Raw genomic sequence first — 26,654 nt, 5'->3', positions numbered from 1 at the left:
CGGGCCGGATCACTTCTCAAAAGACAAAGAAATCGAGATCGCCGCGATGCGCTTTACCGACATTTTCATCAAACGCCCGGTTCTGTCGGTCGTCGTCAGCCTGCTGATCCTGCTGATCGGCCTCCGCGCCGCGATGGTGCTGCCGATCCGGCAATATCCGAAGCTGTCGAACACGGTCATCAACATCACGACCGTCTATCCCGGCGCGTCCGCGGACCTGATCCAGGGCTTCATCACCACGCCGATCGAGCAGGCCGTCGCCTCCGCCGAAGGCGTCGACTACATGACCTCGTCCTCGGTGCTCGGCACCTCGACGATCCAGGTCTACATCAAGCTGAACTTCGATCCGAACCAGGCGCTCACCGAGGTGCTGGCGAAGACGAACTCGGTCAAATATTTGATCCCGAAGGAATCGAACGATCCGATCGTCACCAAGACCACGGGCCAGACCACGGCCGTGATGTATCTCGGCTTCTCCTCCGAGGAGCTGTCGGGCTCGGCGATCTCGGACTACCTGACGCGCGTGGTGCAGCCGGTGCTGTCGACCGTCGACGGCGTCGCCTCCGCCGACATTCTCGGCGGCCAGACCTTTGCGATGCGGCTGTGGCTTGACCCCATGAAGATGGCCGGCCGCAACGTGTCGTCGGCCGATGTCGCGGCCGCTATCCAGGCCAACAACTTCCAGTCCGCGGCGGGCCAGACCAAGGGCTATCTGATCGTTTCCAATATCTCGACCAACACCAGCCTCACCGACGTCAACCAGTTCAGGAAGATGATCGTCAAGGCCAAGGACGGCGGCTTCGTGCGGATGGAGGACATCGCAACAGTCGAGCTTGCCGCGCAGAGCACCGACGCCAGCGTCGCCTTCAACGGCGAGCATGCGATCTTCATCGGCGTGAACGCGACGCCGCAAGGCAATCCGCTGACGCTGGTCAAGGGCGTGCGCGCGCTGTTCCCGGAGCTCGAGCGCAACCTTCCTCCCTCGATGAAGATGAAGGTCGCCTACGACTCGACCAAATTCATCCAATCCTCGATCGACGAGGTGGAGAAGACGCTGGGCGAAGCCGTGATCATCGTGATCGTGGTGATCTTCCTGTTCCTGGCCTCGCTCCGCTCGGTCATCATCCCCGTCGTCACCATTCCGCTGTCGATGATCGGCGTCTGCACCTTGATGCTGGCGCTGGGCTTCAGCTTCAACCTTTTGACACTGCTCGCGATGGTGCTCGCGATCGGCCTCGTGGTCGACGACGCCATCGTGGTGGTGGAGAACATCCATCGCCATCTGGAAGAAGGAAAGACGCCGGTCCAGGCGGCGATGGAGGGCGCGCGCGAGATCGTCGGGCCCGTGATCTCGATGACGATCACGCTCGCCGCGGTGTACGCGCCGATCGGCTTCCTCGGAGGCCTCACCGGCTCGCTGTTCCGCGAATTTGCCTTCACTCTCGCAGGCTCTGTGATCGTGTCGGGCGTGATCGCGCTGACGCTGTCGCCGATGATGTGCTCGGTGCTGCTGAAGAACACGGAGGAGGGCCGTTTCGCCAAGCTCGTGAACCGGGTGTTCGGTGCGATGACGCGCTGGTACGGCCGCAGGCTCGATCGCTCGCTCGATTACAAGGCGATCACCGGCCTGTTCGCCGTGACGATCCTCGGTCTGGTCGGCTTCCTCTATATGCACACCTCGAAGGAGCTGGCGCCCGAAGAAGACCAGGGCATCGTATTCGCGGTGACCAAGGCGCCGAAATACGCCAACATCGACTATGTCGATTTCTATGGCGACAAGCTCGACAAGGAATTCCAGAAATTCCCCGAGACCGATCTCCGCTTCGTGCTGAACGGCATCAACGGTCCGCAAGGCGGCATCGCCGGCATGCTGCTGAAGCCCTGGGAGGAGCGCAAGCGCTCGTCGATCCAGCTGAAGCCGCTGGTGCAGGCCGAGCTTTCCAAGATCGAGGGCGTGCAGGCCTTTGCGTTCAACCTGCCGCCGCTGCCGGGCGGCCCGGGCGGTCTGCCGATACAGATGGTCATCAACTCGACCGCGGGCTACCAGACCGTCTTCGAGCAGATGGAGAAGCTGAAGGACGCTGCGCGCAAGAGCGGCATGTTCATCGTCTCCGACAGCGACCTTGCCTTCAACCAGCCGAGCGTTCAGGTCACGGTCGACCGCAGCAAGGCGCAGGATCTCGGCATCAACATGCAGAACCTCGGCTCGACGCTCGCGGTTCTGCTCGGCGGCAACTACATCAACCGTTTCAATCTCGAAGGCCGGTCCTACCAGGTGATCCCGCAGGTGCCGCGCGCCAACAGGCTGTCGCCGGAGTCGCTCGGCGGTTACTACGTGATGACCAACACCGGCCAGCAGCTCCCGCTGTCGACCGTGGTCTCGATCAAGACCAGGACCGACGCGAATTCGCTGACGCATTACAATCAGCTGAACTCGGCGACCTTCTCGGCGGTGCCCATGCCCGGCGTGACCGTCGGTGCGGCGGTGGACTTCCTCGAAGGCGAGGCCAAGAAGTTGCCGGCCGGCTTCAGCCACGATTATCTCGCGGACAGCAGGCAATACGTCCAGGAAGGCAATCAGCTCGCGATCACCTTTGGTTTCGCGCTGATCATCATCTTCCTGGTACTGGCGGCGCAGTTCGAGAGCTTGCGTGACCCGTTCGTGATCATGATCTCGGTGCCGATGGCGATCGTCGGCGCGCTGATCCCGCTGTTCTTCGGCGTTGCGACCATGAACATCTATACCCAGGTCGGTCTGCTCACCCTGGTCGGCCTGATCACCAAGCACGGCATCCTGATGGTGGAGTTCGCCAACGAGCTCCAGGTCAAGGAACGGCTCGATCGCCGCTCGGCCATCGAGATGTCGGCGCGTATCCGCCTCCGTCCGATCCTGATGACGACGGCTGCGATGGTAACCGGCCTGATCCCGCTGCTGACGGCCTCCGGAGCCGGCGCGGCCAGCCGTTTCTCGATCGGTCTCGTCGTCGTCGCCGGCATGTCGATCGGCACGCTGTTCACGCTGTTCGTGCTGCCGGCGGTCTATGTGGTGCTGGCGACCGACCATCGCGCGGCGGCCGATTCCGAGCGGAACAAGCAGGTCAACGATCTCGACCTCCATGCCAAGGCGCTGAGGCCGACCTGAGTCGGCGCGGATTTACGTGCGAAGCGGCAACAGCCTTGGCTGTTGCCGCTTTTTTTTGCCGTGCGATATCCGGTATTGTGATCGCGGTGCGCCGCGCATGCGCGCCTGTGGCGAGTTTGTCTGGATGAAACGGCGGGACTTTCTGGCAGTTCTTGGCGGAGCCGCCCTTGCATGGCCGGGCAAGGCATCGGCCGGGACGGAAGGTCGTGTTTACCGTCTCGGCACCCTGACTCCGACCACGCCGGTGACCGCAGCAAGCCAGAAGGGGCAGATCCTGATCAAGGCGCTGGAGGCGCGTGGTTTCAAGCTCGGCCAGAACCTGAGTTTTGAGGCACGCAGCGCGCTGGGTGACGTCGCGATGCTCCCCATGCTGGCCGCGGAGCTGAAGGCCAAGAATGTCGATGCCATCGTGATCGTCGGCTACCCGACGGCAACAGCCGCCAAGGCGGCCGGCATCCCCACAGTCGCGGCCAGCGGCATCGGAGATCCCGTCGAAACCAGGCTGATCGAGAGCCTGGCGCATCCGGGCGGCAAGATCACCGGGATTTCCGACGTCGCGGCAACCCTCAGCGCCAAGCGCCTGTCGCTGCTCAAGGAGATGTCGCCGAAGCTGACCAAGGTCGCCATGCTCTGGAACAAGGACGACCTCGGGATGACCACGCGCTACCAGGCATCCGCAAAGGCGGCCCAGGCGCTGGGACTGACCGTGCAGGCCTTGGGCGTTCGCGAACCCGATGATTTCAACGAAGCCGTTTTCGGCGATGAATGACGATTTGCCTGACGGCATCCTGATGGTGGCGGACGCGCTCACCATCCTCAACCGCGAGCGGGTGTTCGAGTTTGCGGCCGTCCGGAAGCTGCCCGCCATCTACGAATTCGACGATTTCGCGCGCGACGGCGGCTTGATGTCCTACGGGGCGGATTCGTCGGAATCCTTCGAGCGGGCGGCCGCATTGGTCGCTCGCATCTTCAACGGGGCCAACCCCGGTGATCTCCCGTTCGAGCAGCCGACCCGCTATCCCCTGGTGCTCAATCTCAAGACGGCGAAGGCGACCGGACTTGAAATTCCGCCCACCTTGCTGGCGCTGGCGGATGAGGTCATCGAATAGCCGGCAAGAGACAAGGCCAGGTCTTCTTGCTAGTTTCCCGGGCATGAGCCTTTCCCTCAATCCCGACACCCGGCGAGCCAGGACGTTGCCGCGCGCGGCCCCCGATGGGGCCGTCTTGGGCGAGGCCGCGCGGCGGGGGATCAGGACCCGGCTGTTCACCAAATATGTCGCGCTGTTCGTGGCCGTGGTGGCGATCGCGCTGTTGGCCAACGGCCTGTTCGAAGTCTTCTTCTATTATCGCGAGCACAAGGCCGCGCTGATCCGCGTCCAGCATGAGCAGGCCGAGGCGGCCGCCGCCAAGATCGGCCAGTTCGTCAAGGAAATCGAGAGCCAGCTCGGCTGGACCACCCAGCTGCCCTGGTCGGCGGGCTCGATCGAGCAGCGCCGGTTCGACGCGCTGCGGCTGCTGCGTCAGGTGCCCGCGATCACCGAGCTTGCCGAGGTCGATGCCACCGGGCGGGAGCGCCTCCGCGTCTCGCGGCTGGCGATGGACTCGATCGATAGCGGGGTGGACCTGTCCCACGATCCCAAGTTCACCGAAGCGGTCGCGCGCAAGGTGTTTTACGGACCGGTCTATTTTCGCAGGGAGTCCGAACCCTACATGACGCTGGCGCAGGCGGGGCCGCGCAAGGACGCCGGCGTCAGCATTGCCGAAGTCAATCTCAAGCTGATCTGGGACGTCGTGTCCCAGATCAAGGTCGGCAAGAACGGACATGCTTACGTCGTCGGTCCGGAAGGACGCCTGATCGCGCATCCCGATATTAGCCTGGTCCTTCGCAACACCGACATGTCTGGTCTGGTGCAGGTGCGCGCCGCGCTGGCCGATGGCGGCACCATGCCCGACACGCTTCCGGAAGCACGCAATCTCCAGGGGCAGAAGGTGCTGACGGCATCAGCCCCGATCGCTCCGCTGCATTGGACCATGTTCGTCGAGCTGCCGGTCGAGGAGGCCTATGCGGCGCTCTATGCCGCGCTGGAACGGCTGGCACTCGTGCTGCTCGCGGCGTCGATCTTTGCCGTGCTCGCAGGGATCTTTCTTGCGCGCCGCATGGTCGGGCCGATCCAGGCGCTGCGCACCGGCGCCGAGCGGATCGGCGGCGGCGATTTCGCCCAGCGCATCTCGATCAAGACCGGCGACGAGCTCGAGGAGCTTGCCGACCAGTTCAACCACATGGGCGGGCGCCTGCAGGAATCCTACGCCGACCTCGAGAACAAGGTCGAGCAGCGGACGGCGGAGTTGCGGCAATCCCTGAATGATTTGCACGCCGCCCAGGACCGCCTGATCCAGACCGAGAAGCTCGCCTCGCTCGGCCAGCTCACCGCGGGCATCGCCCACGAGATCAAGAACCCGCTCAATTTCGTCAACAATTTCTCCTCGGTTTCGACCGAGTTGATCGACGAGCTCAACGAGGCTCTGCAAACGGCCTCGCTCGATGGCAAGACCAAAGAGGAGGTCGACGAGCTGACCGGCATGCTCAGGAGCAATCTCGAGAAGGTCGTACAGCACGGCAAGCGCGCCGATTCCATCGTCAGGAACATGCTGCTGCATTCGCGCGAAGGGTCCGGCGAGCACCGCCCCAGCGATATCAACGCGGTGGTGGAGGAGAGCCTCAATCTCGCCTATCACGGCGCCCGTGCCGAACGCCCCGCTTTCAACGTCACGCTCGAGCGCGACTTCGATCCCGCAGCCGGCATGGTCGACATCTATCCGCAGGAGATCGCGCGTGTCTTCCTCAACTTGATCTCGAACGGCTTCTACGCTGCCGCCAAGCGCAAGGAAAACGCCGCGGGCGCCTTCGAGCCGACCCTGCGCGCCACGACGAAAGACCTTGGCGGCAGCGTCGAGATCCGGATCCGCGACAATGGCACCGGAATCCCACCCGAGGTGAAGGAGAAGATGTTCAATCCCTTCTTCACCACCAAGCCGGCCGGCGAGGGCACTGGCCTCGGCCTGTCCATGAGCCACGATATCGTGGTGAAGCAGCACGGCGGCACGATCGACGTCAACACCGAACCCGGTGCATTCACCGAGTTCATCATAACCCTGCCGCGCGTCATGGCGGCAGGCGGCACTTCCGGAGGCAAGACGTGAACGTTTATATCCTGGTCGTCGATGACGAGCCCGATGTCGAGGCGCTGTTCCGGCAGCAGTTTCGCCGCGACCTGCGCGCCGGCCGCTTCCAGATGGAGTTTGCCGCGTCCGCGCCCGATGCGCTGAAGCGCGCCGCCGAGGTACGCGATCCCTCGCTGATCCTGATCCTGTCGGACATCAACATGCCCGGCATGAGCGGACTCGACATGCTGCCGAAGGTGCGCGCCGAGCATCCGAATGTTCCTGTGATCATGATCACGGCCTATGGCGATGCCGAGACGCGCCGCAAGGCGATCGAGCGCGGTGCCATCGGGCTCCTCACCAAGCCGATCGATTTTGCGCTGCTGCGGCAGGAGATCGACACGAGGCTCGAGCAAGCCGCATGACTGCGACCATCCTCTTCGTCGACGACGAGCCGGACCTCGAGGCGCTGGTCCTGCAGAAGTTCCGCAGGCAGATCCGCGACGGCATCGTCGACATCATGTTCGCGCGCGACGGCCTCGAGGCGCTGCAATCGCTCGAGCACAATCCGCATGTCGACATGGTGGTGTCCGACATCAACATGCCCAGGATGGACGGACTGTCGCTGCTCGCGAAGCTCCAGGAAGCCGAAGACAAGAAGTCGACCATCATCGTCTCCGCCTATGGCGACATGAGCAACATCCGCACCGCCATGAACCGCGGCGCGTTCGACTTCCTGACCAAGCCGATCGACTTCGTCGACCTCGAAGCCACGATCTCGAAGACCATGCGCCACATCGAGATGCTGCGCGAGGTGCGGCGCCGTCAGGCGGAGGCAGAGCGCGCCCATGCGGCGCTGTCGCGTCATTTCTCGCCGGAGCTTGCCAAGCGTCTGGCGGCCAGCGGCGAGGGGGAAGGGATCCAGGTGCAGTGGCGCGATGTCGCCACCATCTTCACCGACATCACCGGCTTCACCTCGCTGGTCGAAACCGCGCCGCCCGAGACGCTGGGCGCGCTCCTCAACGAATATGTCGGCGGAATGACCGAGGTGGTTTTCGCGCATGAGGGGACGGTCGCCAAGATCATCGGCGATGCGATCCAGGTGTTGTTCAACGCGCCCGGCGATCAGCCCGACTATGCGACGCGCGCGGTCGCCTGCGCCCATGATCTCGACGCCTGGGCGCAGGATTTTTGCGCACGGCAAAGTGCCAACGGCGTGAATTTCGGCGCCACCCGCATCGGCATTCACGCCGGTCCCGCGCTGGTCGGCAATTTCGGCGGCAACCGCTTCTTCGACTACACTGCCTATGGCGACTCCATCAATATCGCGGCGCGGCTGGAGGCCGCCAACAAGCAGCTCGGAACGCGCATCTGCGTCAGCGCCAGCGTCGCCAAGGCGGCCGAGAATTTTAGGGGACGTCCACTGGGCGAGCTGATGCTGCGCGGCCGCAGCGAGCCGTTGCGCGCGTTTGAGCCGCTGCCGCAGGCCAGATTCGACGCGCCGGAGACGGCGCTCTATTTCGAGGCGTTCGCCAAGATGGAGGCGGGCGATGCCGCCGCCATGCCGGCCTTTGCCGCGCTGGTCGGCATGCACGCCGACGATTCCCTCGCCGGCTTTCACCTGAAGCGACTGCTCAATGGCGCCAAGGGTATTCGTATCCAACTGGATTAGGAGTTCAGGATGGTCAGTGACTTCTCTGCCGGCAATTACCGTTTCATTCCGTCCGTGTTCCAGTATTCGGCCGGCGCGGCTGCCGATGATGGCTACGAGATCGAGCGCGTCCGCTTCGACCGGCTGGTGCCACTGGCGGAAGGATTTGCGCTGGCGGCAAAGTACATCCAGCAGGCAGGGCGGCCGCTGACCGCGTTCTGTGCCTGCGAGCTGCGCTCACCGGGGGCCTTCAGCGAAGAGGGCTTTCGTGCGTTCAATCTGCATTATGTGAAGACATTGTCGGAATGGGGCATCTTTGACGGCACCACCAATCCCGTCGCGCGCAGCAATGTCTGCCCCGAGATCGATCCGCCGTCGGAGCCGTCGTTCTATGCGTTCTCGTTCACGCGCCCGACGACGTCGAAGGCGCCGTCCTTCGTCATCGCCGGTGGCGCGGAAGCGCGTGAGGGCAGCGGCACCTATGTCGAGCGCACCGTGCGCTACCGCGACCTCAGCCCGGAAGGCCTGCGCGAGAAGGTGCGCTTCACCACGACCTCGCAGATGGAGAACCGGATGGCGGCGTTCGGCTTCGGCTGGAAGGACACGACCGGCGTGCAGGCCTATTCCGTGCACGATTTCCACCACGCGCTGGTGGACGAACTGGTCCGCCGCGGCGCGCTGCGCTCCGGCCTGACCTGGCATTTCGCCCGGCCGCCGGTGGTCGATCTCGAATACGAGATGGATTGCCGGAGGGTGCTGCGGGAAGCGGTGATCTAGCTAGCGCTGGTGGTTGGTCCTCACCTCCCCCCGTCGGGGAGAGGTGGGGACCGCCGTCCCGGTCTGACCTAGCGCTGCCTTGGGTCGAGCGCGTCGCGCAGGCCGTCGCCGAGCAGGTTCAGCGACAGCACCACGAGGAAGATCGCAAGACCCGGCCAGATCGCCATCCACGGCGCCTGGGTCAGGAAGCGTTGCGCCGCATTGAGCATGCTGCCCCAGGACGGCGCCGGCGGCTGCTGGCCGAGGCCGAGGAAGGAGAGGGCGGCTTCGGCGATGATCGCCGCCGCGATCGACAGCGTCGCCTGCACCAGCAGCGCCGGCAGGATGTTCGGCAAGATGTGCGAGAACGCGATCCGCCACGGCGGATTGCCGAGCGCGCGCGCGGCTTCGACATAATCCTCGGCCTTGACGACCAGCACCTGGCCGCGGGTCAGGCGGATGAAGATCGGGGTCGCCGAGATGCCGATCGCGATCATGGCATTGCCGAGGCTCGGACCGAGGAAGGCGGCCAGCGCAATCGCCAGGATCAGGAACGGGCAGGCCAGCATTGCATCCGTGATCCGGCTGATCAGTGCGTCGACGAAACCGCCGCGATAGCCGGCGAGGAGACCAAGGGGCACGCCGATGCCGAGCGCGATCGCGACCGAGATCAGGCCCGCCATCAGCGAGGCCCGCGCGCCATAGACGACGCGGCTCAGGATGTCGCGGCCGAGCTCGTCGGTGCCGAACCAGTGCGCCGCAGTCGGCGGCTTGCGCACCAGGCTCCAGCTCGTGGCGATGGGATCGTAGGGCACGACAAGCGGGGCCAGCGCCGCCAGCAGGATGAACGCCGTGATCACGACCAGCCCGAACACGGCGGCCTTGCGCTTGAACAGCCGCCGCCGGGCGCGACGGGCCGGGCTATCCAACTCGTAGGCCTGGGCGGCGGGGCTGATCGGCAGTGCAGCGTCGGTCATCGCTCAGCCCCTCAGCCGCGGATTGACGAGGATGTAGGCGACGTCGGCCACGAGGTTCAGCGTGATGTAGACGGTGGCCGTCACCAGCACCACGCCTTGCACCACGGCATAATCGCGGTTGAACACGGCGTCCACGATCAGCTTGCCGAAGCCGGGAATGGAGAAGATCTGCTCCGTCAGCACCGCGCCCGACAGCAGCGTGCCAAGCTCGAGCGCGCCGAGCGTGATGATCGGCGTCAGCGCGTTGCGCATCGCGTGCTTGAGGATCACCGAGCGTTCCGACAGTCCCTTCGCGCGCGCAGTGCGGACGTAGTCGCTCTCCAACACCTGGAGCATCGCGCTGCGGGTGTGCCGCATCAGGATGGCGGAAATCGCGTTGCCGAGCACGAAGGCCGGCATGATGGTGGCAGCCAGGCTCGCGCGCCAGTTCTCGCTGAGCGGGACATAACCGGAGGCGGGCAGCCAGCCCAGGTGAATCGAGAACAGAAAGATCAAGAGAATTCCCAGCCAGAAGTTCGGCGTCGAGATGCCCCACAGCGCGAACAAATTGGCGCCATAATCCCAGACCGTGCCCTTCTTAACCGCCGAGACGATGCCCGCAGGGATGCCGATGAAGAACGCGATCAGGATCGCCATCGAGCCGAGCTGGAGCGTCACCGGCAGCTTCTGCGCGATCAGCTCGCGCACCGGCATCTTGTTACGCAGCGATTCGCCGAAATTGCCCGTCAGCACGCCCTTGAGCCAATAGGCATATTGCACCGGGATCGGCTGGTCGAGCTTGTATTGCTGACGGATCTGCTCGATCACGGCGGGGTCGCGCTCCTCGCCGGCCATCACCAGCGCGGGATCGCCCGGCAGCAATTGCTGCAGCGAGAAGATCAGCAGCGACACGAAGAACAGTGTCGGCACGATCTGCGCGATGCGGCGGGCGAGGAAGTTCAGCATGGTGCCGATCGCTTTGCGGGTGCTGCCGCGCTCACTTGAACTTCAGCCCGACCACGCGCACGAGGCCGTCAGGCATCTGGCGGTAGCCATCGAGCTTCTTGGTGTGCGCGATCAGCAGCGTGCGGTGATAGATGTAGATGATCGGCAGGTCGTCGAGCAGGATTTTCGTCAGCTTCTCGTAGGTCGCCTTGCGCTCGTCAAAGCCGGAGATCGACCGGGCCTCCTCCATCAGCCTGTCGGCTTCCGGATTCGAATAGCCGCCATCGTTCTGCGGCGCCTTCGAGCGCATGAAGACGTAGGAATTGCCGTCGGGGTCGATGCGGCCGCTCCAGTTGATCTGGAACACCTGGAATTCGCCGGCCTGCGCCTGCTTGAAGGTGGTCGCGAATTCGACGGCGCGAATCTTGATGTCGAAACCGGCCTCTGCGGCCATGGACTGGATGACCTGGGCGACGGCCTCGTACTCGGTGCCCTTGGGCACCATGTAGTCGACGGTCACGGGCAGGGTGACGCCGGCCTCCTTGAGCAGCGCCTTGGCCTTGGCGATGTCGCGGCCCTGAACCGGGAAAGACTTCTGGTAATAGGGGTGCGTCGGGCTGACCCATTGATTGCCGGGCGTGAACTCGCCGTTGAACACGACCTGGTTGATGGCCTCGCGGTCGATCGACAGATCGAGCGCCTTGCGCACCTTGGCCGACTGGCTCAGCGGGCCCTTGGCCTTGTCGTTGGCGATGTTGATGGTCAGACCCTGATAGCCGAGCTCGGGGGCGGTCGAGAGCACCAGCTTGGGATCGGAGCGGACGTCCTTGATGTCGGTGGCGAGCACGCGCTCGATCAGGTCGAGTGCACCGGACTTCAGGTTTGCGAGCCGCACGGTCGAGTCGATGATCGGCTGGAATATGACGCGGTCGATATGGACGTTGTCCTTGTTCCAGTAGTCGGCAAACTTCTCGAACACCATGCGGTCCTGCTGGACGCGCTCGACGAATTTGTACGGGCCGGCGCAGACCGGATGCAGCCCGAACTTGTCGCCGGCTTCCTTGGCCGCCTTCGGCGACACCATCATGCCGGAGCGGTCGGTGAGCTGGGCGATCAGCGGCGAATAGGGTGTCTTCAGCACCAGCTTGATGGTGAGGGGATCGACGACTTCGACATGGTCGACGCTGGCGAGTTCCGATTTCCGGAACGAGGTCGGCAGCGTCATGTGACGTTCGATCGAGAACTTGGCGGCTTCCGCATCCAGCGGCTCGCCGTCGTGGAATTTGACGTTGGGGCGGAGCTTGATCGTCATCGCCTTGCCGTCGGGCGCCGTCTCGTAGGACAGTGCGAGCTGCGGCACGATGTTGAGCTTCTCGTCGATGTCGAACAGCTTATCGCAGAAGGCGGAGAACACGATGCGGCCGACATAGGTGCGGCCAATGCTGGGATCGAGGATATCGGGGTCTTCGGCGATGCCGATGCGCAGCGTCGTCTGAGCCTGGACTTGGGTTGGGGCCATGCCCGCGAGCGACGTCAGCAGGGCCGACGCCAGGATTGTCAAACGCATGAAACTCATCGCTCTCAACCTCTGTTTTGCGGCTAGGCCGGGTCCGTTCCCAATGAACTAACCCCGCCAGCGCGGACTGCTTCCGGGCCGCCGCTGAAGGCTGCGACCAATTTTTCAAGGACCGGCGAGAAGCCGCCGTCGGACGGGACGATCGCCGCGGAGGACGGCAGTTCCGACGTTCGGTGGCAGGCCGTTGCATGTCCGATGCCATCGGCGACCAGCTGTGGCATTTCGCTGCGGCAGCGGTCGATCACGTAGGGGCAGCGGGTGTGGAAGCGGCATCCTGCAGGCGGATTGAGTGCGCTGGGGATCTCGCCCTGCAGCACAATCCGGCTGCGCTTTGCCCGCGGTTTAGGCACGGGGATCGCGGACAGCAGCGCGCGGCTATAGGGATGGCGCGGGGCTGCAAATAGCGCATCCGCTTCGGCCGCCTCGACGATCTGGCCGAGATTCATCACCGCGACATGGTCGGCGATGTGCTTGACCACCGCGAGGTCGTGCGAGACGAAGATGTAGGCGAGGCCAAGCCGATCCTGCAGCTCGCGCAGCAGGTTGAGGATCTGCGAGCGGATCGAGACGTCGAGCGCCGACACCGGCTCGTCGCAGATGATCAGCTTCGGCTCGACCGCGAGCGCGCGGGCAATGGCGATGCGCTGGCGCTGGCCCCCGGAGAATTCGTGCGGATAGCGCCGCTCCAGCCGCGGCTCCAATCCGACCAGCCGCAGGATCTCCGCGACGCGTTCGCGCCGCTCCGCCGGCGGGACGAGATCGTGCAGCGCCAGCGGCTCGGTCAGGATCTGGCCGACCGTCATGCGCGGATTGAGCGAGGCGTAAGGATCCTGAAAGATGATCTGCGCCTCGCGTCGAAATTTTCGCAGCGCCTCGGTATCGAGCGAGAGCAGGTCGCGGCCCTCGAAACGGACAGTACCTGCGTCCGGTTCGATCAGCCGCAGCACGAGTCGGCTGACGGTGGATTTGCCGCAGCCGGACTCGCCGACGAGGGCCAGCGTCTTGCCGGCATCGAGCGAGAACGACACGCCGTCGACCGCTTTGACATGCGCGAGCGCCCGGCCGAACAGCGATCGCTCGGCGACGAAGTGCTTGACCAGGCCTTTGACTTCGAGGAGTGCCATCACGACACCAGCAGTTCGAGCGGCGCGCGGAGGCAGCGCGAGAGGTGGCCGGGGCTGATCTCGATCAGTGGCGGCGGCGCCTTGGTGCAGGTCTCCAGCACGAAGGGGCAGCGCGCGGCGAAGCGGCAGCCGGCGGGCGGCTGCGCCATGTTCGGCACCATGCCTTCGATGGTCGCGAGCTGCTCGGCGCGATGATCGAGGCGCGGGATCGAGCCGAGCAGGCCGACGGTGTAGGGATGCTGGGGGCTTGCGAACAATTCGTCGACCGGCGCGCGCTCGACGATCTCGCCGGCATACATCACCGCGACCTCGTCGCAGACTTCGGCGACGACGCCGAGATCGTGGGTGATCAGGATGATGGCGGCGCCGCTTGCGGCCTTCAGCTCGCGCATCAGCTCCAAAATCTGCGCCTGCAGGGTGACGTCGAGCGCAGTGGTCGGCTCGTCGGCGATGAGCAGGCGGGGGTCGCAGGCGAGCGCCATCGCGATCATGACGCGCTGGCGCTGGCCGCCGGAGAGCTTGTGAGGATATTCATCGATGCGCCGCTCGGGCGAGGGGATGTGGACGCGGCGCAAGAGCTCGATCGCCCGCTGACGCGCGCTCTTACGCGAGCCGCCACGGTGGCGCAGGATCGTCTCGATGATCTGGTCGCCGATGGTGAAGCTCGGATTGAGCGAGGTCATCGGCTCTTGAAAGATCATCGCCAGCCGGTTGCCGCGGAGGTCGCGCAGCGTCTGGTCGGGCGTATGCAGCAGGTCGAAACCGTCGAAGCGGATCGCGCCTGTGATCTCCGCGCTCTGCTTCGGCAGCAGGCCCATGATCGCCAGCGACGTCACGCTCTTGCCGCAGCCGGATTCGCCGACGAGGCCGAGGGTGGCGCCATGGGCGACGCTAAGATCGACGCTGTCGACCGCGTGGGTGATACGGCCGTCGTCGCCGTGAAAGCGGATGCGCAGGTCCTTGATCTCGATGAGAGGACTTGCGCTCATGCCTGCCTCGCCTGCGCAGCTTTGATGGTCGCTTCGATGACGCTGCGGTCGGTGTTGCCGGCCGGGTTCTGCCGCGTCGGCATGGACGGGCGGAAGTGGACCCAGAGCTCCTGGCTGACGCGCTCAAGCCGTTCGAGCTCGCCGAGCGGATCGGGATGGTCGTCGGCGCGAATGTCCAGCGCGGGCCATTCCTCCTCGCCGTGAATCAGCAGCGCGGCCGACTGCTTGCCGCGCTTGTCGCCACCGGCGGCTTCGCCCGCGCGCATCGCGGCAAGCAGCCGGCGCGGGAAGGGCAGGCTGTCATTGGCGATGTAGGTCTTCGCCGTTTCGTTGAGCACGTCAGGGCCAGCCAGCATATTGCCGGCGATCGAGAAGCCGCTGCCGGCAACGTGCCCGCACCAGTCGACACAATCGCGGCCGGTATGCGCGGCGATCGCGCCGCTGGCGTCCATGATGTGGATCTGGCGGCTCTCGCGGCCGTCGTCGGTCGCGAGCAGGGTGGCGAGGACGTCGTGGACGTTCAGGCCCTCACGCAGAAGCTTGACGCCGTCGATGCCGTAATAGGGATTGACGAAGGCCTGGGTGGCGATCGCGCCGACGCCGGCCGCAATGTAGGGCACGCGCGCGCCGACGGCGAAGAATCGGGTCGCGACCGCGATGCCGAACTGGCCGGTGGCGGGGTCTTTCGCGATGATCGACCAGGTCATGTGCTGCCTTTAGCGTCCCGCGGCGTAGCCCTGCATGCCGCGCGGATTGGCGGCGGCGCGCCGACGCACGCCGACGCGCGAGGCCGCGGTGAGGCGGCCTTCGGACCAGTCGGGGCCGACCTCGACGATGTGGCCGCGCTCGCGCAGGTTCTCGATCGTTGCTTTCGGCACGCGGTTTTCGACCACGAGCACGCCGGGGCGTGCCGTGCGGGGCCAGAACGAGATCGGGAAATGCTCGGAATGCCAGGCCGGCGCGTCGATCGATTCCTGGAGGTTGAGATTGCAATGAACGTGGCGCAGGAAGAATTGGGTGATCCACTGGTCCTGCTGGTCGCCGCCGGGCGAGCCCCAGGCGAGGTAGGGTTCGCCGTCGCGCAGTGCCATGCTCGGCGACAACGTCGTGCGCGGCCGCTTGCCCGGCGCGAGCGAACTCGGCTGGTTCGCCTCCAGATCGAACATCTGGGCGCGGCTGCCGAGACAGAAACCGAGCTCTGGAATGATCGGCGAAGATTGCAGCCAGCCGCCTGATGGTGTCGAGGACACCATGTTGCCGGCCTTGTCGATGATGTCGAAATGCACGGTGTCGCCACGCACCTCGCCGAAGCGCCCCACGGTGGGCTCACCGGCGCCGAGCGCGCCAACCGCCTCGCGCTGTCCCTCGGCGCGGCGCAGCTTGACCACACCGCCAAGACCCTCGACCGTGCCGGGCCGGAGATCGAGCGAGGCCTTGTCGGTAACGAGCTTGCGGCGCTCGTCGTTATAGGCATCCGACAGCAGCGTTCCGATCGGGATCTCGCTGAATTTCGGATCGCCGTAGAACTTTTCGCGGTCGGCGAAGGCGAGCTTTGCGCATTCGATCTGGAGATGGATGAATTCAGGTCCGGTCGGGTCGAGCCCGTCGAGCGCAAAGCCCTTCAGCAGCGCGAGCTGTTGCAGCGTCACCGGGCCCTGGCTCCAGACGCCGGCCTTGCAGACGGTGTAGCGGCCATAGTCGTAGGTGAGCGGCGCTTCGACGGTCGGCTGCCAGCGCGCCATGTCGTCGGCCGAGAGCACGCCGCGATGGGGCGAACCGCTGACGTCCATCACCTCCTGCGTCCGGCAGAACTTGTCGATCGCTTCCGCGACGAAGCCTTGTGACCATGCCTTGCGCGCACGCCCGATCTCGGCGTCGCGGCCACCGCCGCCGCCCTCGGCCTCGTTGAGAATGCGGGTGTAGGTTGCGGCCAGCGTCTTGTTGGTGAAGATCGTGCCGGGCTTCGGCACCTCGCCGTTCGGCAAGTACACCGCGGCCGAGGTCGGCCAGTGCTTGCGGAACAATTGCTCGACGGTCTGGATCGTCGCACAGGCACGCTCGACCAGTGGATACCCGTCGCGAGCGTAGGAGATCGCGGGCTCCAGCACATCGCGCACGCGCATCGTGCCGTAGTCACGCAGCAGCATCATCCAGGATTCGAAGGTGCCGGGGACGCACGCCGCGAGCAGGCCGGTGCCGGGCACCATGTCGAGGCCTTCGCTTTTGTAATGCGCAATGGTGGCGCGGGCCGGGGCCGGGCCCTGGCCGCAGATCACTTCGGTGCGGCCGCGTTTGACGTCATGGACGATGATGGGCACGTCGCCGCCGGGGCCGTTCAGATGCGGTTCGACGACCTGAAGCGTGAAGGCGGTGGCGACGCCGGCATCGAAGGCGTTGCCGCCCTTTTCGAGAATGGCCATGCCGACCGCAGTCGCGATCCAGTGCGTCGAGGTGACGACGCCGAACGTGCCCTCGATTTCGGGGCGCGTGGTGAAGGGATCGGGATTGACGTTGCTGGCCATTGGAGTTCGCTACCTTATTTCCGGCGCGCGCAATTGATCACATCAGGCGCTGGGATGCCAAATGCACAGACCGCATGGCACGCGCGCGTTAGGCCGGGACCGGCGCGGTGTTCACCGCATGGCAGGCCACCCCGTCGATCAGTTCCGGGGTTTCCTTGCGGCACAGATCGAACGCCAGCGGACAGCGCGGATTGAAGGCGCAGCCGGAGGGCGGGTTGATCGGGTTCGGGATCTCGCCCTTCACCGGGATGCGCTGGCGGCCGCTCATGGCGAGATCCGGCACAGCGCCGAGCAGCATCTTGGTGTAGGGCATGCGCGGGCGGGCGAACAGTTCCTTGCCTTCCGCGATCTCGACGATGCGGCCGAGATACATCACGCCAACACGGCTCGCCATGTGACGGACCACGGCGAGGTTGTGGCTGATGAACATGTAGGTCAGGCCGAACTTGTCCTGGAGGTCGCGCATCAGGTTCAGGATCTGGGCCTGCACGGAGACGTCCAGCGCCGAGGTCGGCTCGTCGCAGACGATGAACTCGGCATCGGAGGCGAGCGCCCGGGCGATCGCAATGCGCTGGCGCTGGCCGCCGGAGAATTCGTGCGGAAATTTCAGCCGGTCGTCGGGATGCAGGCCGACGAGGCTGAGCAACTCGCCGACGCGCGCCTGGATGTCGCGTTCACCCTGGATCAGGTCGAACGCGCGGATCGGCTCGGAGATGATGGCATCGACCCGGAAGCGCGGATTGAGGCTCGCATAGGGATCCTGGAAGATCATCTGGATGCGACGGCGCAACTTTCGACGCGCCAGCGCCTGCCGCGGATCGGCCATCGGGATTCCGTCGATCAGCACGTCGCCGGAGCTCGGCGGCAGCAGGCCGACCACCATCCGCGCCACCGTGGTCTTGCCCGATCCGGACTCGCCGACCAGCGCAAAGGTCTCACCCTTCTTGATGTCGAAAGTGACGCCGTCGACGGCCTTGAGAAATTCGAGCTGCCCGCCCTCGAGCACGCGGTTGAGCCAGGGCTTTGAGACGTCGAAGACGCGGCGCAGATTTGTGGCTTGGACGAAGGGCGTGCTCATGCCGCGGTTTCCGCGGGCGCGGTGTCATAGAGATGACAGGCCACGGACTGCGTGCCGCGCGACAGCGGCTCGGGCCGGTCGACCCGGCAGCGATCGAAGGCGGAGGCGCAGCGCGGATTGAACGAGCAGCCGCGCGGGATCGCCGACAGCCGCGGCATGGAGCCGGGGATCTGCACCAGGCGCTTGTCCTCGCCGGCCAGCGTCGGGATCGCGCCCATCAGGCCCTTGGCGTAGGGATGCAGCGGGTTCTTGACGACATCCTGGACCGGGCCGATCTCGGCGACACGGCCGGCATACATCACCGCAACGCGGTCCGAGGTCTCGGCGATCACGCCCATGTCGTGGGTCACCAGCATCACGGCGGTGCCGTGATCGCGGCCGAGGCGCTTGATCAGCGAGATGATCTGCGCCTGCACGGAGACGTCGAGCGCGGTGGTCGGCTCGTCCGCGATGATCAGTTCCGGCTCGGCGCAGATCGCGAGCGCAATCACCACGCGCTGGCGCATGCCGCCGGAGAATTCATGCGGATAGCCGTCGATGCGCTTCTCAGGCGCGGGAATGCCGACCTCGGCGAGCAGGTCGATGGCCCGGCGGCGGGCGGCGCTCTCGGACAGGTTCAGGTGAGTCCGGATCGTCTCCACGATCTGGTCGCCGACCTTGTACAGCGGATTGAGCGAGGTGAGGGGATCCTGAAAAATCATGCCGATGCGTTTGCCGCGGACGCGGCGCATCTCCTCCGGCGGCAGATTGTCGATCCGCAGGCCGGCGAGACGGATCTCGCCGCCGGCAATACGACCTGGCGGATCAATAAGTCCGATCACCGCAAGGCCCGTGACGGATTTGCCAGCACCGGATTCGCCGACCACGCCCAGCACTTCGCCCTTGGCGATGTCGAAGGAGACGCCGTCGATGGCGCGCAACGTGCCGCGGCGGGCGGCGAACTCCACCTGAAGGTTGCGCACGGAGAGAACGGGTTCGGTCATGGGCGACGCACACTCATCGGAGTTTCGGGTTGAGCGCGTCGCGCAGCCAGTCGCCGAGCAGGTTGATCGACAAGATCAGCGCGGCGAGCGCGAGGCCGGGGAAGGCGACGATCCACCATTCGCCGGCGAAGAGGTAGCCGTTGCCGATGCGGATCAGCGTGCCCAGCGACGGCATGGTCTCGGGCATCCCCGAGCCGAGAAACGACAGCGTGGCCTCGGTGATGATGGCGAGCGCGAGGTTGATGGTGGCGATCACGAGGACCGGCCCCGTGGTGTTCGGCAGCACGTGCCGCAGCATGATCACGGGAGCCGGCAGACCGATCAATTGCGCGGCTGCGACATAGTCCTTGTTTTTCTCGACCAGCACCGAGCCGCGCACCGTGCGCGCGTATTGCACCCAGAAGCTCAGGCCGATCGCGAACACCAGGACCGCCAGCATGCTCATCTCGTCGAGCTTGTTGCCGAAGACCGACTTGGCGATGCCGTTGATCAGGAGCGCAATCAGGATGGCCGGAAACGAAAGCTGCACGTCGGCGATACGCATGATCAGCCCGTCGACGGCGCCGCCGAAATAACCGGCCGTCAGCCCGAGCAGGATGCCGATCGCGCCGGACAACACCACGCCAAGCACGCCGACGAGCAGCGAGATGCGCAGGCCGTAGAGGATCGCGGACAGCACGTCGCGGCCCTGCTCGTCAGTACCGAGCAGGAACGGGCTCTGTCCGTCGGCGGTCCAGAGCGGCGAGATGCGGGAGTTCATCAGCTGGAGCTGTGCGGGATCGAACGGATTTTGCACCGACAGCGCCGAGGCGAAAATCGCGACCAGGAAGAACAGCAGCGTCACCCCCGCCGCGATCATGGTGATCTTCGAGCGGCGGAACGAATAGAACAAATCGCTGTCCAGTGCGCGCCTGAACCAGCCAGGCGCCGCCGCAGGGCGCTTCTCGGTCGGATGGGGAACGACGGCCTCGCTCATCTCAATGCGCCTGGCTGACCGTCGAGCGCAGCCGCGGATCGACGATGGTGTAGAGGATATCAACCACGAGATTGATGGTGACGAAGATCAGGGAGACCATCATCAGGTAGGCCGCCATGATCGGGATATCGACGTTCTGAACGGCCTGCACGAACAGGAGCCCCATGCCCGGCCACTGGAACACGGTCTCGGTGATGATCGCGAATGCAATGACCGAGCCAAATTGCAGGCCCGCGACGGTGATCACGGGAACCAGCGTGTTGCGCAGCGCGTGACCGAAATGGATCGCCCGCGTGGTCAGCCCGCGGGCGCGGGCGAAGCGGATATAGTCGGTGCGCATGACCTCCAGCATCTCGGCGCGCACCAGCCGCATGATCAGCGTCATCTGGAACAGTCCGAGCGTGATCGAGGGCATGATCAGCGCCTTTAGGCCCGTCAGCGTCAGGAGACCCGTCGTCCACCAGCCGATATGCACGACATCGCCTCGGCCGAACGAGGGCAGCCAGCCGAGCGTCACCGAGAACAGGTAGATCATGAGAACGCCGATCAGGAAGGTCGGCAGCGAGATGCCGATCAGCGAGACGGCCTGGAAGACATGCGCGAGCCAGCTGTCACGACGCAGCGCCGAATAGACCCCCATCAGGATGCCGCTGACCATGGCGAAGATGGTGGCGCAGATCGCAAGCTCCAGCGTCGCCGGCATCCGCTCAATCAGGAGGTTGGTGACCGGCAGGCGGAACTGATAGGACACGCCGAACTTAAATTGCGCGGCGTTGCCGATATAGCGGCCGAACTGCACGATCACGGGATCGTCGAGGCCGAGCGACTTGCGGATCGCGGCGCGCTCGGCGCCCGACGTATCCATTCCCACCATCTGGTTCACGGGATCGCCGGCAAAGCGGAACATCGAGAACGCGATGATTCCGACGGCAATCATGACGCCGATGGCCTGAATGGCCCGGCGCAGTGTGAAAGCGAGCATCTGTTCCTTTCACATCTCTTCAGCAGCACGCATCATCGCGTTAGCCCGAAACAGCAAGTCCCGGAAGCCAGAGCTTCCGGGACTTCACAACTTGTCGACACCTACTCTTCCTGCTTGGTCGCCCAGTAGAGCATGACCATGTTGTCGGCACGCTGGGTCAGCTTCACCTTCTTCGACACGCCCCAGGCGATCGCCTGCTGGTGCAGCGGAATGTAGGCCCAATCCTTCATCGAAAGCTCGAAAGCCTGCTTGATCAGCTGATCGCGCTTGGCCGCATCCGATTCCACCAGAACCTTGTCGGCGAGCTCGTCGAACTGCTTGTTGCAATAGCCGGCGAGATTGGCCTCGCCCCGGTTGGGATCCTTGGGATCGTCCCGGCAGCCCATGATGTCGTGCAGCACGTTCTGGGAGTCGAGCGTATCCGGGGTCCAGCCCAGCATGTACAGCGAGGTCTTGTAGCCGCCAGGCTTGAGCACCTTGGCGAAATACTGGGCCTTGGGCTGCGCCAGCAGGTCGACCTTGATGTTGATGCGGGCGAGCATGCCGACGATCGCCTGGCAGATCGCGGCGTCATTGACGTAGCGATCGTTCGGGCAGTCCATCGTCACCTCGAAACCTTCCGCATAGCCGGCGTCGGCCAGAAGCTTCTTGGCGGCGTCGGGGTCGAACTTCGGCCGGGTCAAGTCCTTCGCGGAAAAGATCTCTGGTGCGACCATCAACGTGGACGGCGTGGAGAGCCCGCGCATGACGCGATTCTTGATCAGATCGACGTCGATCGCCCGGTAGACGGCCTCGCGGACGCGCACGTCCTTGAAGGGGTTCTTGCCCTTGATGTTGGAGTAAAGGAGCTCGTCGCGCGCCTGGTCCATGCCGACGAAGAGGGTGCGCAGCTCGGGTCCCGTCAGCACAGTGGCGTTGGGGCTCGCTTTGACGCGTTCGATGTCCTGGACCGGAACCGGCTCGATCACGTCGACCTCGCCCGACAGCAGTGCCGCGACGCGCGTGGCCGGGTTTGCAATCGGCGTGAAGATGATCTCCTTCAGATTATGTTCCGGCTTGCGCCACCAGTTCGGATTGGGCTTGTAGACGGTCTTCACGCCCGGCTGGTGGCTCTCGATGGTGAAGGCTCCGGTGCCGTTTTCATGGAGCGAGGCGTAGCTCGGGGTCGTGGCGGCGGCCGGCGTCGGTGCCACCGCATCGTTCGCCTCTGCCCATTTTTTGTCCATGATGTACCAGGTCGCCCACAGCGCCGTCAGGATGGGATTGGGCGAGGTCAGGACGAAATCGACGGTGTAATCGTCGACCTTGATGACCTTGGCATCGGCGGGAACGCGACTCTGGAAATTCGAACCCTTGGCGCGCACGCGCTCGGCCGAGAACACCACGTCATCGGCGGTGAAGGGGTCCCCGTTGTGGAATTTCACGCCCTTGCGCAGGTGAAAGCGCCAGCGCGTCGGCTCCGGCGTCTCCCAGCTTTCGGCGAGCGCCGGGATGATCTTCAGGTCCTTGTCGCGGGCGACCAGGCCTTCATAGACATGGCCGAGATGCGCACTGGTGGTGGACTCGTTCAATGTGTAGGGGTCGAGCGATTTCAGCTCACCCTGGTTGGCATAGCGCAGCGTCTGGCTCGACGCCGGCGAGACCGCCAACGCAAGCATACCGGCGAGCGTCGCCGCAAACAGACTTCGTCCGACTGACATTCTTGACCCTCTCCACTCGCCCGCACCGTCATTTTTGATTGTTCGGTGGGGCCGATCGATCCATGTTGCCCAGAGTTCTCGACCCGTGCAAGCGCCATTCCAGCAAGGAACGCGCCAAGTTGCACCGCTGTGCAGCAATGCTGACCGACAATTTGGGGGCGAAAGGTCAGCGGGCGATATTCGACTTTCGACCGGCCAGGGGAATAAAAGCCGAAAGGCCGATTCAATTGACCATATCCGCCGATTGCGGAAGCCGGCGTCCGGCTCCCATCTCAGGTCGCTTGCGTCGCGCACCATGTCGCGGCGATACTGGGTGATGCCGCTCGAATCTCATCTGGAGGGGACATGAAAGTTAATATCGAAATCGACTGTACCCCCCTCGAGGCCCGCCAATTCTTCGGATTGCCGGATGTCTCGCCGATGCAGATTGCCGTCATGGACAAGCTACAGCAGCAGGTCTTGAGCAATATCGACAAGGTCTCGCCGGAATCGCTGATCCAGAGCTGGTTCACCTTCGATCCGAAGCTCGCCGAGCGGTTTCAAGACATGTTCGTCACCATGGCCGGTCTCGGCGGAACACGCAGCAGCGACAAGAAGAAATAATGCCCTCCGGGCCGGACGGGCCGCAGGAGACAGGCCGGCTGCGCCCGCCGGGCCTTGGTTTGCTGCTCGCCGAAGCCCGTGGACTTCTGGAATTCAACGCCAGCGTGATGCTGTCGCCGCTCCTGATGCGCGCGCCCAGGGGCGACGGCCATCCGGTGCTGGCGCTGCCGGGCTTTCTCGCCAGTGATCTCTCGATGGCCCCGATGCGGCGCTATCTCAACGAGCTTGGCTATGAGGCGCAGGCCTGGCGGATGGGTCGCAATCTCGGCGGTCTGGGGCGGATGCGGGAGGCCTTGCATGCTCGCCTCGCCGAGATCCACGCCGCGAGTGGACGAAAGGTCAGCCTGGTTGGCTGGAGCCTCGGCGGCGTCTATGCGCGCGATCTCGCGCTTCAGGCGCCCGAGATGGTCCGGTATGTGGTCACGCTTGGCAGCCCTTTTGCCAACGACATTCGGGCGACCAATGCCACGCGGCTCTACGAGGCGCTGTCTGGCGAGCGGGTCGAGGATTTTGCGGAAGCACGCGAGGCGATCGCCGGCGATCTGCCGGTGCCGACGACGTCGATCTATTCACGCGCCGACGGCGTGGTGAACTGGCGGACCTGTCTGCTTCGTCCCTCCGACCGCGCCGAGAATATCGAGGTGCGCCTGGCGAGCCATATCGGGCTCGGCGTCAACCCCGCCGCGCTGTGGGCCGTGGCGGACCGGCTGGCGCAACCGGAAGGGGAGTTCTGGCCATTTGACCGGGCCGGCCCGTTTGCCATTGCATATGCCCCGCCGGAGCGGGCAGTATCGGCCTGACGAGAAGCGCCTGAAGGCGCCCGTCCTACGATCCGGGAGGGAATTATGGCTGACGGTAAGAAGCTGTCGTCGCTGGACGCATCGTTTTTGTATCTGGAGACGCCTGAGATGCCGATGCACGTCGGCAGCATGGCGATCTTCCGCCTGCCCGACGATTACAAGGGTGATTTCTTCGAAGACTTCAAGGCGATGATCGTCTCGCGCTTGCACATCGCGCCGATCCTGAAAGCACGCCTCGAGAAGGCGCCGCTCGACATCGATCATCCCTCCTGGGTCGAGGACGACCAGTTCGACATCGACCGCCACATCTTCCGCGCCAGCCTGCCGGCGCCGCGCGACCGCGCCACGCTCGAACGCATCGTCGGCTGGATGCACGCCAAGCTGTTGAACCGTGCCCGCCCGCTCTGGGAGTTCTACGTGTTCGAGGGCATGAAGGACAACGAGGTCGGGCTCTATTCCAAGATGCACCATGCGGCCATCGACGGCGGCGCCGGCGCGGCACTGACCAACATGATCTACGACATCTCGCCTGTGCCCCGGCAGGTCGATCCGCCGACGGGAGGGAGCAAGCCCGGGCAGGAGCCGCGCGACATCGCGGCGAACCTGCTCGATTCGTATCAGCAACTGTTCAGCCAGCCGCTCGATGCCGGCAAGGCCGTCCAGAACCTGCAACTGCCGCGCACCGGTAAGAGCGACATCGGCTCGATCCTGTTCGACAATGCGATGTATCAGATCGAGAGCGCGGTGCGCTTCGCCGGCAACATTCCGACCATGGTCAAGAGCGTCTCCGAGGTGCTCGGCAAGGTCTCCGATCCCAAATCGCGCGAGAGCCTTGCGAGCATGGTGTCGCCGCCGACCATGCTGAACAAGACGATCTCTTCGGAGCGCAGCTTTGCCGGCGTCTCGATCTCGCTGTCGCGAGCGAAGGCGCTGGCCAAGCTTGCCGGCGGCAAGCTCAACGACGTGGTACTGGCGCTCGCCTCCGGCGTGGTTCGCCGCTATCTCCAGCAATATGGCACGCTGCCGGCGAAATCATTGACCGCTGCGGTACCGATCTCGCTGCGTGAGGAAGGCAACACCGAGGCCAACAACCAGGTGTTCGGCATGATCTGCGCGATCGCGACCAATATCGACGATCCCAAGGCGCGGCTGGAGGCCATCATCGCGCAATCGACCAAGTCCAAGGAGATGTCGCATCCGCTGCGCGCCTTGATGCCGCAAGTCTCCAACATCTCGATGCTGGGCGCGCCGATCATGGTGCAGATCCTGGCGCTGCTCTACAGCCGCTCCAATTTGTCGGACGTGCTGCCGCCGGCCGCCAACATCACGGTGTCCAACGTGCCGGGGCCGCGGCAGACGCTCTATGCGGCCGGCGCCGAGCTGCTGCACATCTTCCCGGTGTCGATCTCGACCCATGGGCAGGCGCTCAACATCACCGTGCAGAGCTATCGCGACCAGCTCGATTTCGGCTTCATCGTCGGCGCCAACATCATCCCGCATGTGCAGGTGATGTGCGACATGCTGCCGGAGGAGTTCGCCGCGCTGGAGGCGGCTTATGCGCCGCCAGCAGCGGACATCAAGGGCGCCGCTGAGTAGGATTTTATCATGATCGAAATGCCACCGCTCAAGTTCGCGCAGACGAACGGAATCCGCATGGGCTATTACGAGGCGGGTCCAATTACCGACGCTCCACCCATGGTGCTCTGTCATGGCTGGCCAGAGCTGGCCTTCTCCTGGCGTCACCAGATCAAGGCGCTGAGCGAAGCGGGCATCCGCGTGATCGCGCCGGACCAGCGCGGCTATGGCGCAACGGACCGGCCCGAGCCGGTCGAGGCCTATGACATGGAGCATCTCACCGGCGATCTCGTCGGGCTGCTCGATCACCTCAGGATAGACAAGGCGATCTTCGTCGGCCACGACTGGGGCGGCTTTGTCGTCTGGCAGATGCCGCTGCGGCATCCCTCGCGCGTCGCCGGCGTCGTCGGCGTCAACACTCCGCATTGGGATCGCATGCCGATCGATCCCATTGCGCTATTCCGCCAGCGCTTCGGCGACCAGATGTACATCGTCCAGTTCCAGGATCCCGCGCGCGAGCCGGACCGGATCTTTGGCAGCCGCGTCGAGCAGACTTTTGACGCCTTCATGCGCAAGCCGTTGGCGCGCCCGCCGGCGAAGCCGGAGGAAGCTCCAATCGCGGGCGTGGGCGCCTCATCAAAGACCAACCTGGCATTCCCGCAGATGATCGCAGCCTACGACGCCAAGGTCGATCCGCGCACGCCGATCCTGTCGGCCGACGAGAAGAAAGTGTTCGTTGACACCTTCACCGCAACCGGCTTCACCGGCGGCATCAACTGGTATCGCAACTTTACCCGCAATTGGGAACGGTCGAAGGGGCTCGACCACCATATCGGCGTGCCGTCGCTGATGATCATGGCGGAGAACGATGCCGTGCTGCCGCCGTCGGCGGCGGATGGCATGGAGAAGCTGGTCGCTGACCTCGAGAAATATCTGGTGAAGGACAGCGGCCATTGGACGCAGCAGGAGAAGCCCGAAGAGGTCAGCGCCAAGCTGATCGAATGGCGCAGACGGCGGTTTGGCTAATTCGTCATTGCCAGCGAAGCGAAGCAATCCAGGAATGTACCCGCAGAGACGGTCCGGATTGCTTCGTCGCTTCGCTCCTCGCAATGACGACAGTGGATATTGAGGCAG

23 protein-coding genes are annotated in these 26,654 nt (G+C 64.6%); 11 read left to right on the top strand and 12 right to left on the bottom strand.

Features of this window, described 5'->3' with window-relative positions:
* The first annotated feature begins 46 nt into the window (after positions 1–46).
* The 7 genes from HYH08_RS15300 to cnbZ are packed head-to-tail and all read left to right on the top strand — an operon-like array spanning position 47 to position 8,732.
* Positions 47–3,142 carry a MexW/MexI family multidrug efflux RND transporter permease subunit gene (locus HYH08_RS15300; RefSeq protein WP_220010638.1) on the top strand — a complete coding sequence of 1,032 codons (3,096 nt, stop codon included), beginning with the start codon at positions 47–49 and terminating at the stop codon, positions 3,140–3,142.
* A 16-nt stretch (positions 3,143–3,158) separates the two neighbouring features.
* Positions 3,159–3,911 carry an ABC transporter substrate binding protein gene (locus HYH08_RS37465; protein ID WP_220010637.1) on the top strand — a complete coding sequence of 251 codons (753 nt, stop codon included), beginning with the start codon at positions 3,159–3,161 and terminating at the stop codon, positions 3,909–3,911.
* Positions 3,904–4,251: an ABC transporter substrate binding protein gene (locus tag HYH08_RS37690; RefSeq protein WP_220010636.1), complete on the top strand. Its 348-nt coding sequence runs from the start codon at positions 3,904–3,906 to the stop codon at positions 4,249–4,251. The genes HYH08_RS37465 and HYH08_RS37690 overlap by 8 nt, the downstream gene beginning before the upstream one ends.
* Positions 4,252–4,294: 43 nt before the next feature.
* The gene (locus HYH08_RS15285) at positions 4,295–6,343 is read left to right on the top strand and encodes a sensor histidine kinase (protein ID WP_220010635.1); all 2,049 of its coding nucleotides are present in this window, start codon (positions 4,295–4,297) and stop codon (positions 6,341–6,343) included.
* On the top strand, positions 6,340–6,729 hold the full coding sequence (locus HYH08_RS15280) for a response regulator (RefSeq protein WP_220010634.1): 390 nt from the start codon (positions 6,340–6,342) through the stop codon (positions 6,727–6,729). Before HYH08_RS15285 ends, HYH08_RS15280 begins: the two co-directional genes overlap by 4 nt.
* Positions 6,726–7,976: an adenylate/guanylate cyclase domain-containing protein gene (locus tag HYH08_RS15275; RefSeq protein ID WP_220010633.1), complete on the top strand. Its 1,251-nt coding sequence runs from the start codon at positions 6,726–6,728 to the stop codon at positions 7,974–7,976. The genes HYH08_RS15280 and HYH08_RS15275 overlap by 4 nt, the downstream gene beginning before the upstream one ends.
* Before the next feature lie 9 nt (positions 7,977–7,985).
* Positions 7,986–8,732, top strand: a complete 747-nt coding sequence (gene cnbZ, locus HYH08_RS15270) for a 2-amino-5-chloromuconate deaminase CnbZ (RefSeq protein ID WP_220010632.1) — start codon at positions 7,986–7,988, stop codon at positions 8,730–8,732.
* Between the two features lie 68 nt (positions 8,733–8,800).
* Here the strand turns inward: cnbZ and HYH08_RS15265 are convergent, their stop codons facing one another.
* The 12 genes from HYH08_RS15265 to HYH08_RS15210 all read right to left on the bottom strand — a co-directional run bounded on the left by HYH08_RS15265 (position 8,801) and on the right by HYH08_RS15210 (position 22,542).
* On the bottom strand, positions 8,801–9,688 hold the full coding sequence (locus tag HYH08_RS15265) for an ABC transporter permease (protein ID WP_220010631.1): 888 nt from the start codon (positions 9,686–9,688) through the stop codon (positions 8,801–8,803).
* Positions 9,689–9,691: 3 nt separating this feature from the next.
* Positions 9,692–10,633: an ABC transporter permease gene (locus HYH08_RS15260; protein ID WP_220010630.1), complete on the bottom strand. Its 942-nt coding sequence runs from the start codon at positions 10,631–10,633 to the stop codon at positions 9,692–9,694.
* Between the two features lie 31 nt (positions 10,634–10,664).
* Positions 10,665–12,188: an ABC transporter substrate-binding protein gene (locus tag HYH08_RS15255; RefSeq protein WP_220010629.1), complete on the bottom strand. Its 1,524-nt coding sequence runs from the start codon at positions 12,186–12,188 to the stop codon at positions 10,665–10,667.
* 23 nt (positions 12,189–12,211) lie between these two features.
* The gene (locus HYH08_RS15250; protein ID WP_220010628.1) at positions 12,212–13,312 is read right to left on the bottom strand and encodes an ABC transporter ATP-binding protein; all 1,101 of its coding nucleotides are present in this window, start codon (positions 13,310–13,312) and stop codon (positions 12,212–12,214) included.
* Positions 13,312–14,301: an ABC transporter ATP-binding protein gene (locus tag HYH08_RS15245; RefSeq protein ID WP_220010627.1), complete on the bottom strand. Its 990-nt coding sequence runs from the start codon at positions 14,299–14,301 to the stop codon at positions 13,312–13,314. The genes HYH08_RS15250 and HYH08_RS15245 overlap by 1 nt, the downstream gene beginning before the upstream one ends.
* The gene (locus HYH08_RS15240; protein WP_220010626.1) at positions 14,298–15,008 is read right to left on the bottom strand and encodes a DUF1028 domain-containing protein; all 711 of its coding nucleotides are present in this window, start codon (positions 15,006–15,008) and stop codon (positions 14,298–14,300) included. The genes HYH08_RS15245 and HYH08_RS15240 overlap by 4 nt, the downstream gene beginning before the upstream one ends.
* Positions 15,009–15,017: 9 nt before the next feature.
* Positions 15,018–16,823 (bottom strand): gamma-glutamyltransferase family protein, encoded by a 1,806-nt coding sequence (locus HYH08_RS15235; RefSeq protein WP_220010625.1) that lies wholly within the window; start codon positions 16,821–16,823, stop codon positions 15,018–15,020.
* A gap of 88 nt (positions 16,824–16,911) precedes the next feature.
* Entirely contained in the window at positions 16,912–17,901 is a 990-nt protein-coding gene (locus tag HYH08_RS15230) for an ABC transporter ATP-binding protein (protein ID WP_220010624.1), read from the bottom strand.
* Positions 17,898–18,884, bottom strand: coding sequence for an ABC transporter ATP-binding protein (locus HYH08_RS15225; protein WP_220010623.1), 987 nt, complete (start codon positions 18,882–18,884; stop codon positions 17,898–17,900). Before HYH08_RS15225 ends, HYH08_RS15230 begins: the two co-directional genes overlap by 4 nt.
* A 13-nt stretch (positions 18,885–18,897) precedes the next feature.
* Complete coding sequence (locus HYH08_RS15220; protein WP_220010622.1) at positions 18,898–19,860, bottom strand: ABC transporter permease; 963 nt, start codon at positions 19,858–19,860, stop codon at positions 18,898–18,900.
* Between the two features lies 1 nt (position 19,861).
* Positions 19,862–20,842 (bottom strand): ABC transporter permease, encoded by a 981-nt coding sequence (locus tag HYH08_RS15215; RefSeq protein WP_220010621.1) that lies wholly within the window; start codon positions 20,840–20,842, stop codon positions 19,862–19,864.
* 101 nt (positions 20,843–20,943) lie between these two features.
* Complete coding sequence (locus HYH08_RS15210) at positions 20,944–22,542, bottom strand: ABC transporter substrate-binding protein (protein ID WP_220010620.1); 1,599 nt, start codon at positions 22,540–22,542, stop codon at positions 20,944–20,946.
* A gap of 345 nt (positions 22,543–22,887) precedes the next feature.
* Here HYH08_RS15210 and HYH08_RS15205 point away from each other — a divergent pair, with 345 nt between their 5' ends.
* The 4 genes from HYH08_RS15205 to HYH08_RS15190 are packed head-to-tail and all read left to right on the top strand — an operon-like array spanning position 22,888 to position 26,546.
* Positions 22,888–23,145 carry a DUF6489 family protein gene (locus HYH08_RS15205; RefSeq protein WP_011085662.1) on the top strand — a complete coding sequence of 86 codons (258 nt, stop codon included), beginning with the start codon at positions 22,888–22,890 and terminating at the stop codon, positions 23,143–23,145.
* Positions 23,145–23,945, top strand: a complete 801-nt coding sequence (locus HYH08_RS15200) for an esterase/lipase family protein (protein ID WP_220010619.1) — start codon at positions 23,145–23,147, stop codon at positions 23,943–23,945. Before HYH08_RS15205 ends, HYH08_RS15200 begins: the two co-directional genes overlap by 1 nt.
* 45 nt (positions 23,946–23,990) lie before the next feature.
* Positions 23,991–25,541, top strand: coding sequence for a WS/DGAT/MGAT family O-acyltransferase (locus HYH08_RS15195; RefSeq protein ID WP_220010618.1), 1,551 nt, complete (start codon positions 23,991–23,993; stop codon positions 25,539–25,541).
* Positions 25,542–25,550: 9 nt separating this feature from the next.
* Positions 25,551–26,546, top strand: a complete 996-nt coding sequence (locus tag HYH08_RS15190; protein ID WP_220010617.1) for an alpha/beta fold hydrolase — start codon at positions 25,551–25,553, stop codon at positions 26,544–26,546.
* Positions 26,547–26,654 lie beyond the last annotated feature (108 nt).

Source organism: Bradyrhizobium sp. BR 10289 (assembly GCF_019455385.1).
Taxonomy (GTDB): domain Bacteria; phylum Pseudomonadota; class Alphaproteobacteria; order Rhizobiales; family Xanthobacteraceae; genus Bradyrhizobium.
Note: the sequence above shows the minus strand (reverse complement) of the source record. Positions and strands in the feature narration are given on the sequence as shown.

Coding starts and splice junctions, on each gene's coding strand:
- HYH08_RS15300 (WP_220010638.1), top strand. CDS start 47: ATGCGCTTTACCGACATTTTCATCAAACGCCCGGTTCTGTCGGTCGTC.
- HYH08_RS37690 (WP_220010636.1), top strand. CDS start 3,904: ATGAATGACGATTTGCCTGACGGCATCCTGATGGTGGCGGACGCGCTC.
- HYH08_RS15285 (WP_220010635.1), top strand. CDS start 4,295: ATGAGCCTTTCCCTCAATCCCGACACCCGGCGAGCCAGGACGTTGCCG.
- HYH08_RS15275 (WP_220010633.1), top strand. CDS start 6,726: ATGACTGCGACCATCCTCTTCGTCGACGACGAGCCGGACCTCGAGGCG.
- cnbZ (WP_220010632.1), top strand. CDS start 7,986: ATGGTCAGTGACTTCTCTGCCGGCAATTACCGTTTCATTCCGTCCGTG.
- HYH08_RS15265 (WP_220010631.1), bottom strand. CDS start 9,688: ATGACCGACGCTGCACTGCCGATCAGCCCCGCCGCCCAGGCCTACGAG.
- HYH08_RS15260 (WP_220010630.1), bottom strand. CDS start 10,633: ATGCTGAACTTCCTCGCCCGCCGCATCGCGCAGATCGTGCCGACACTG.
- HYH08_RS15255 (WP_220010629.1), bottom strand. CDS start 12,188: ATGAGTTTCATGCGTTTGACAATCCTGGCGTCGGCCCTGCTGACGTCG.
- HYH08_RS15250 (WP_220010628.1), bottom strand. CDS start 13,312: ATGGCACTCCTCGAAGTCAAAGGCCTGGTCAAGCACTTCGTCGCCGAG.
- HYH08_RS15245 (WP_220010627.1), bottom strand. CDS start 14,301: ATGAGCGCAAGTCCTCTCATCGAGATCAAGGACCTGCGCATCCGCTTT.
- HYH08_RS15240 (WP_220010626.1), bottom strand. CDS start 15,008: ATGACCTGGTCGATCATCGCGAAAGACCCCGCCACCGGCCAGTTCGGC.
- HYH08_RS15235 (WP_220010625.1), bottom strand. CDS start 16,823: ATGGCCAGCAACGTCAATCCCGATCCCTTCACCACGCGCCCCGAAATC.
- HYH08_RS15230 (WP_220010624.1), bottom strand. CDS start 17,901: ATGAGCACGCCCTTCGTCCAAGCCACAAATCTGCGCCGCGTCTTCGAC.
- HYH08_RS15225 (WP_220010623.1), bottom strand. CDS start 18,884: ATGACCGAACCCGTTCTCTCCGTGCGCAACCTTCAGGTGGAGTTCGCC.
- HYH08_RS15220 (WP_220010622.1), bottom strand. CDS start 19,860: ATGAGCGAGGCCGTCGTTCCCCATCCGACCGAGAAGCGCCCTGCGGCG.
- HYH08_RS15215 (WP_220010621.1), bottom strand. CDS start 20,842: ATGCTCGCTTTCACACTGCGCCGGGCCATTCAGGCCATCGGCGTCATG.
- HYH08_RS15210 (WP_220010620.1), bottom strand. CDS start 22,542: ATGTCAGTCGGACGAAGTCTGTTTGCGGCGACGCTCGCCGGTATGCTT.
- HYH08_RS15205 (WP_011085662.1), top strand. CDS start 22,888: ATGAAAGTTAATATCGAAATCGACTGTACCCCCCTCGAGGCCCGCCAA.
- HYH08_RS15200 (WP_220010619.1), top strand. CDS start 23,145: ATGCCCTCCGGGCCGGACGGGCCGCAGGAGACAGGCCGGCTGCGCCCG.
- HYH08_RS15195 (WP_220010618.1), top strand. CDS start 23,991: ATGGCTGACGGTAAGAAGCTGTCGTCGCTGGACGCATCGTTTTTGTAT.
- HYH08_RS15190 (WP_220010617.1), top strand. CDS start 25,551: ATGATCGAAATGCCACCGCTCAAGTTCGCGCAGACGAACGGAATCCGC.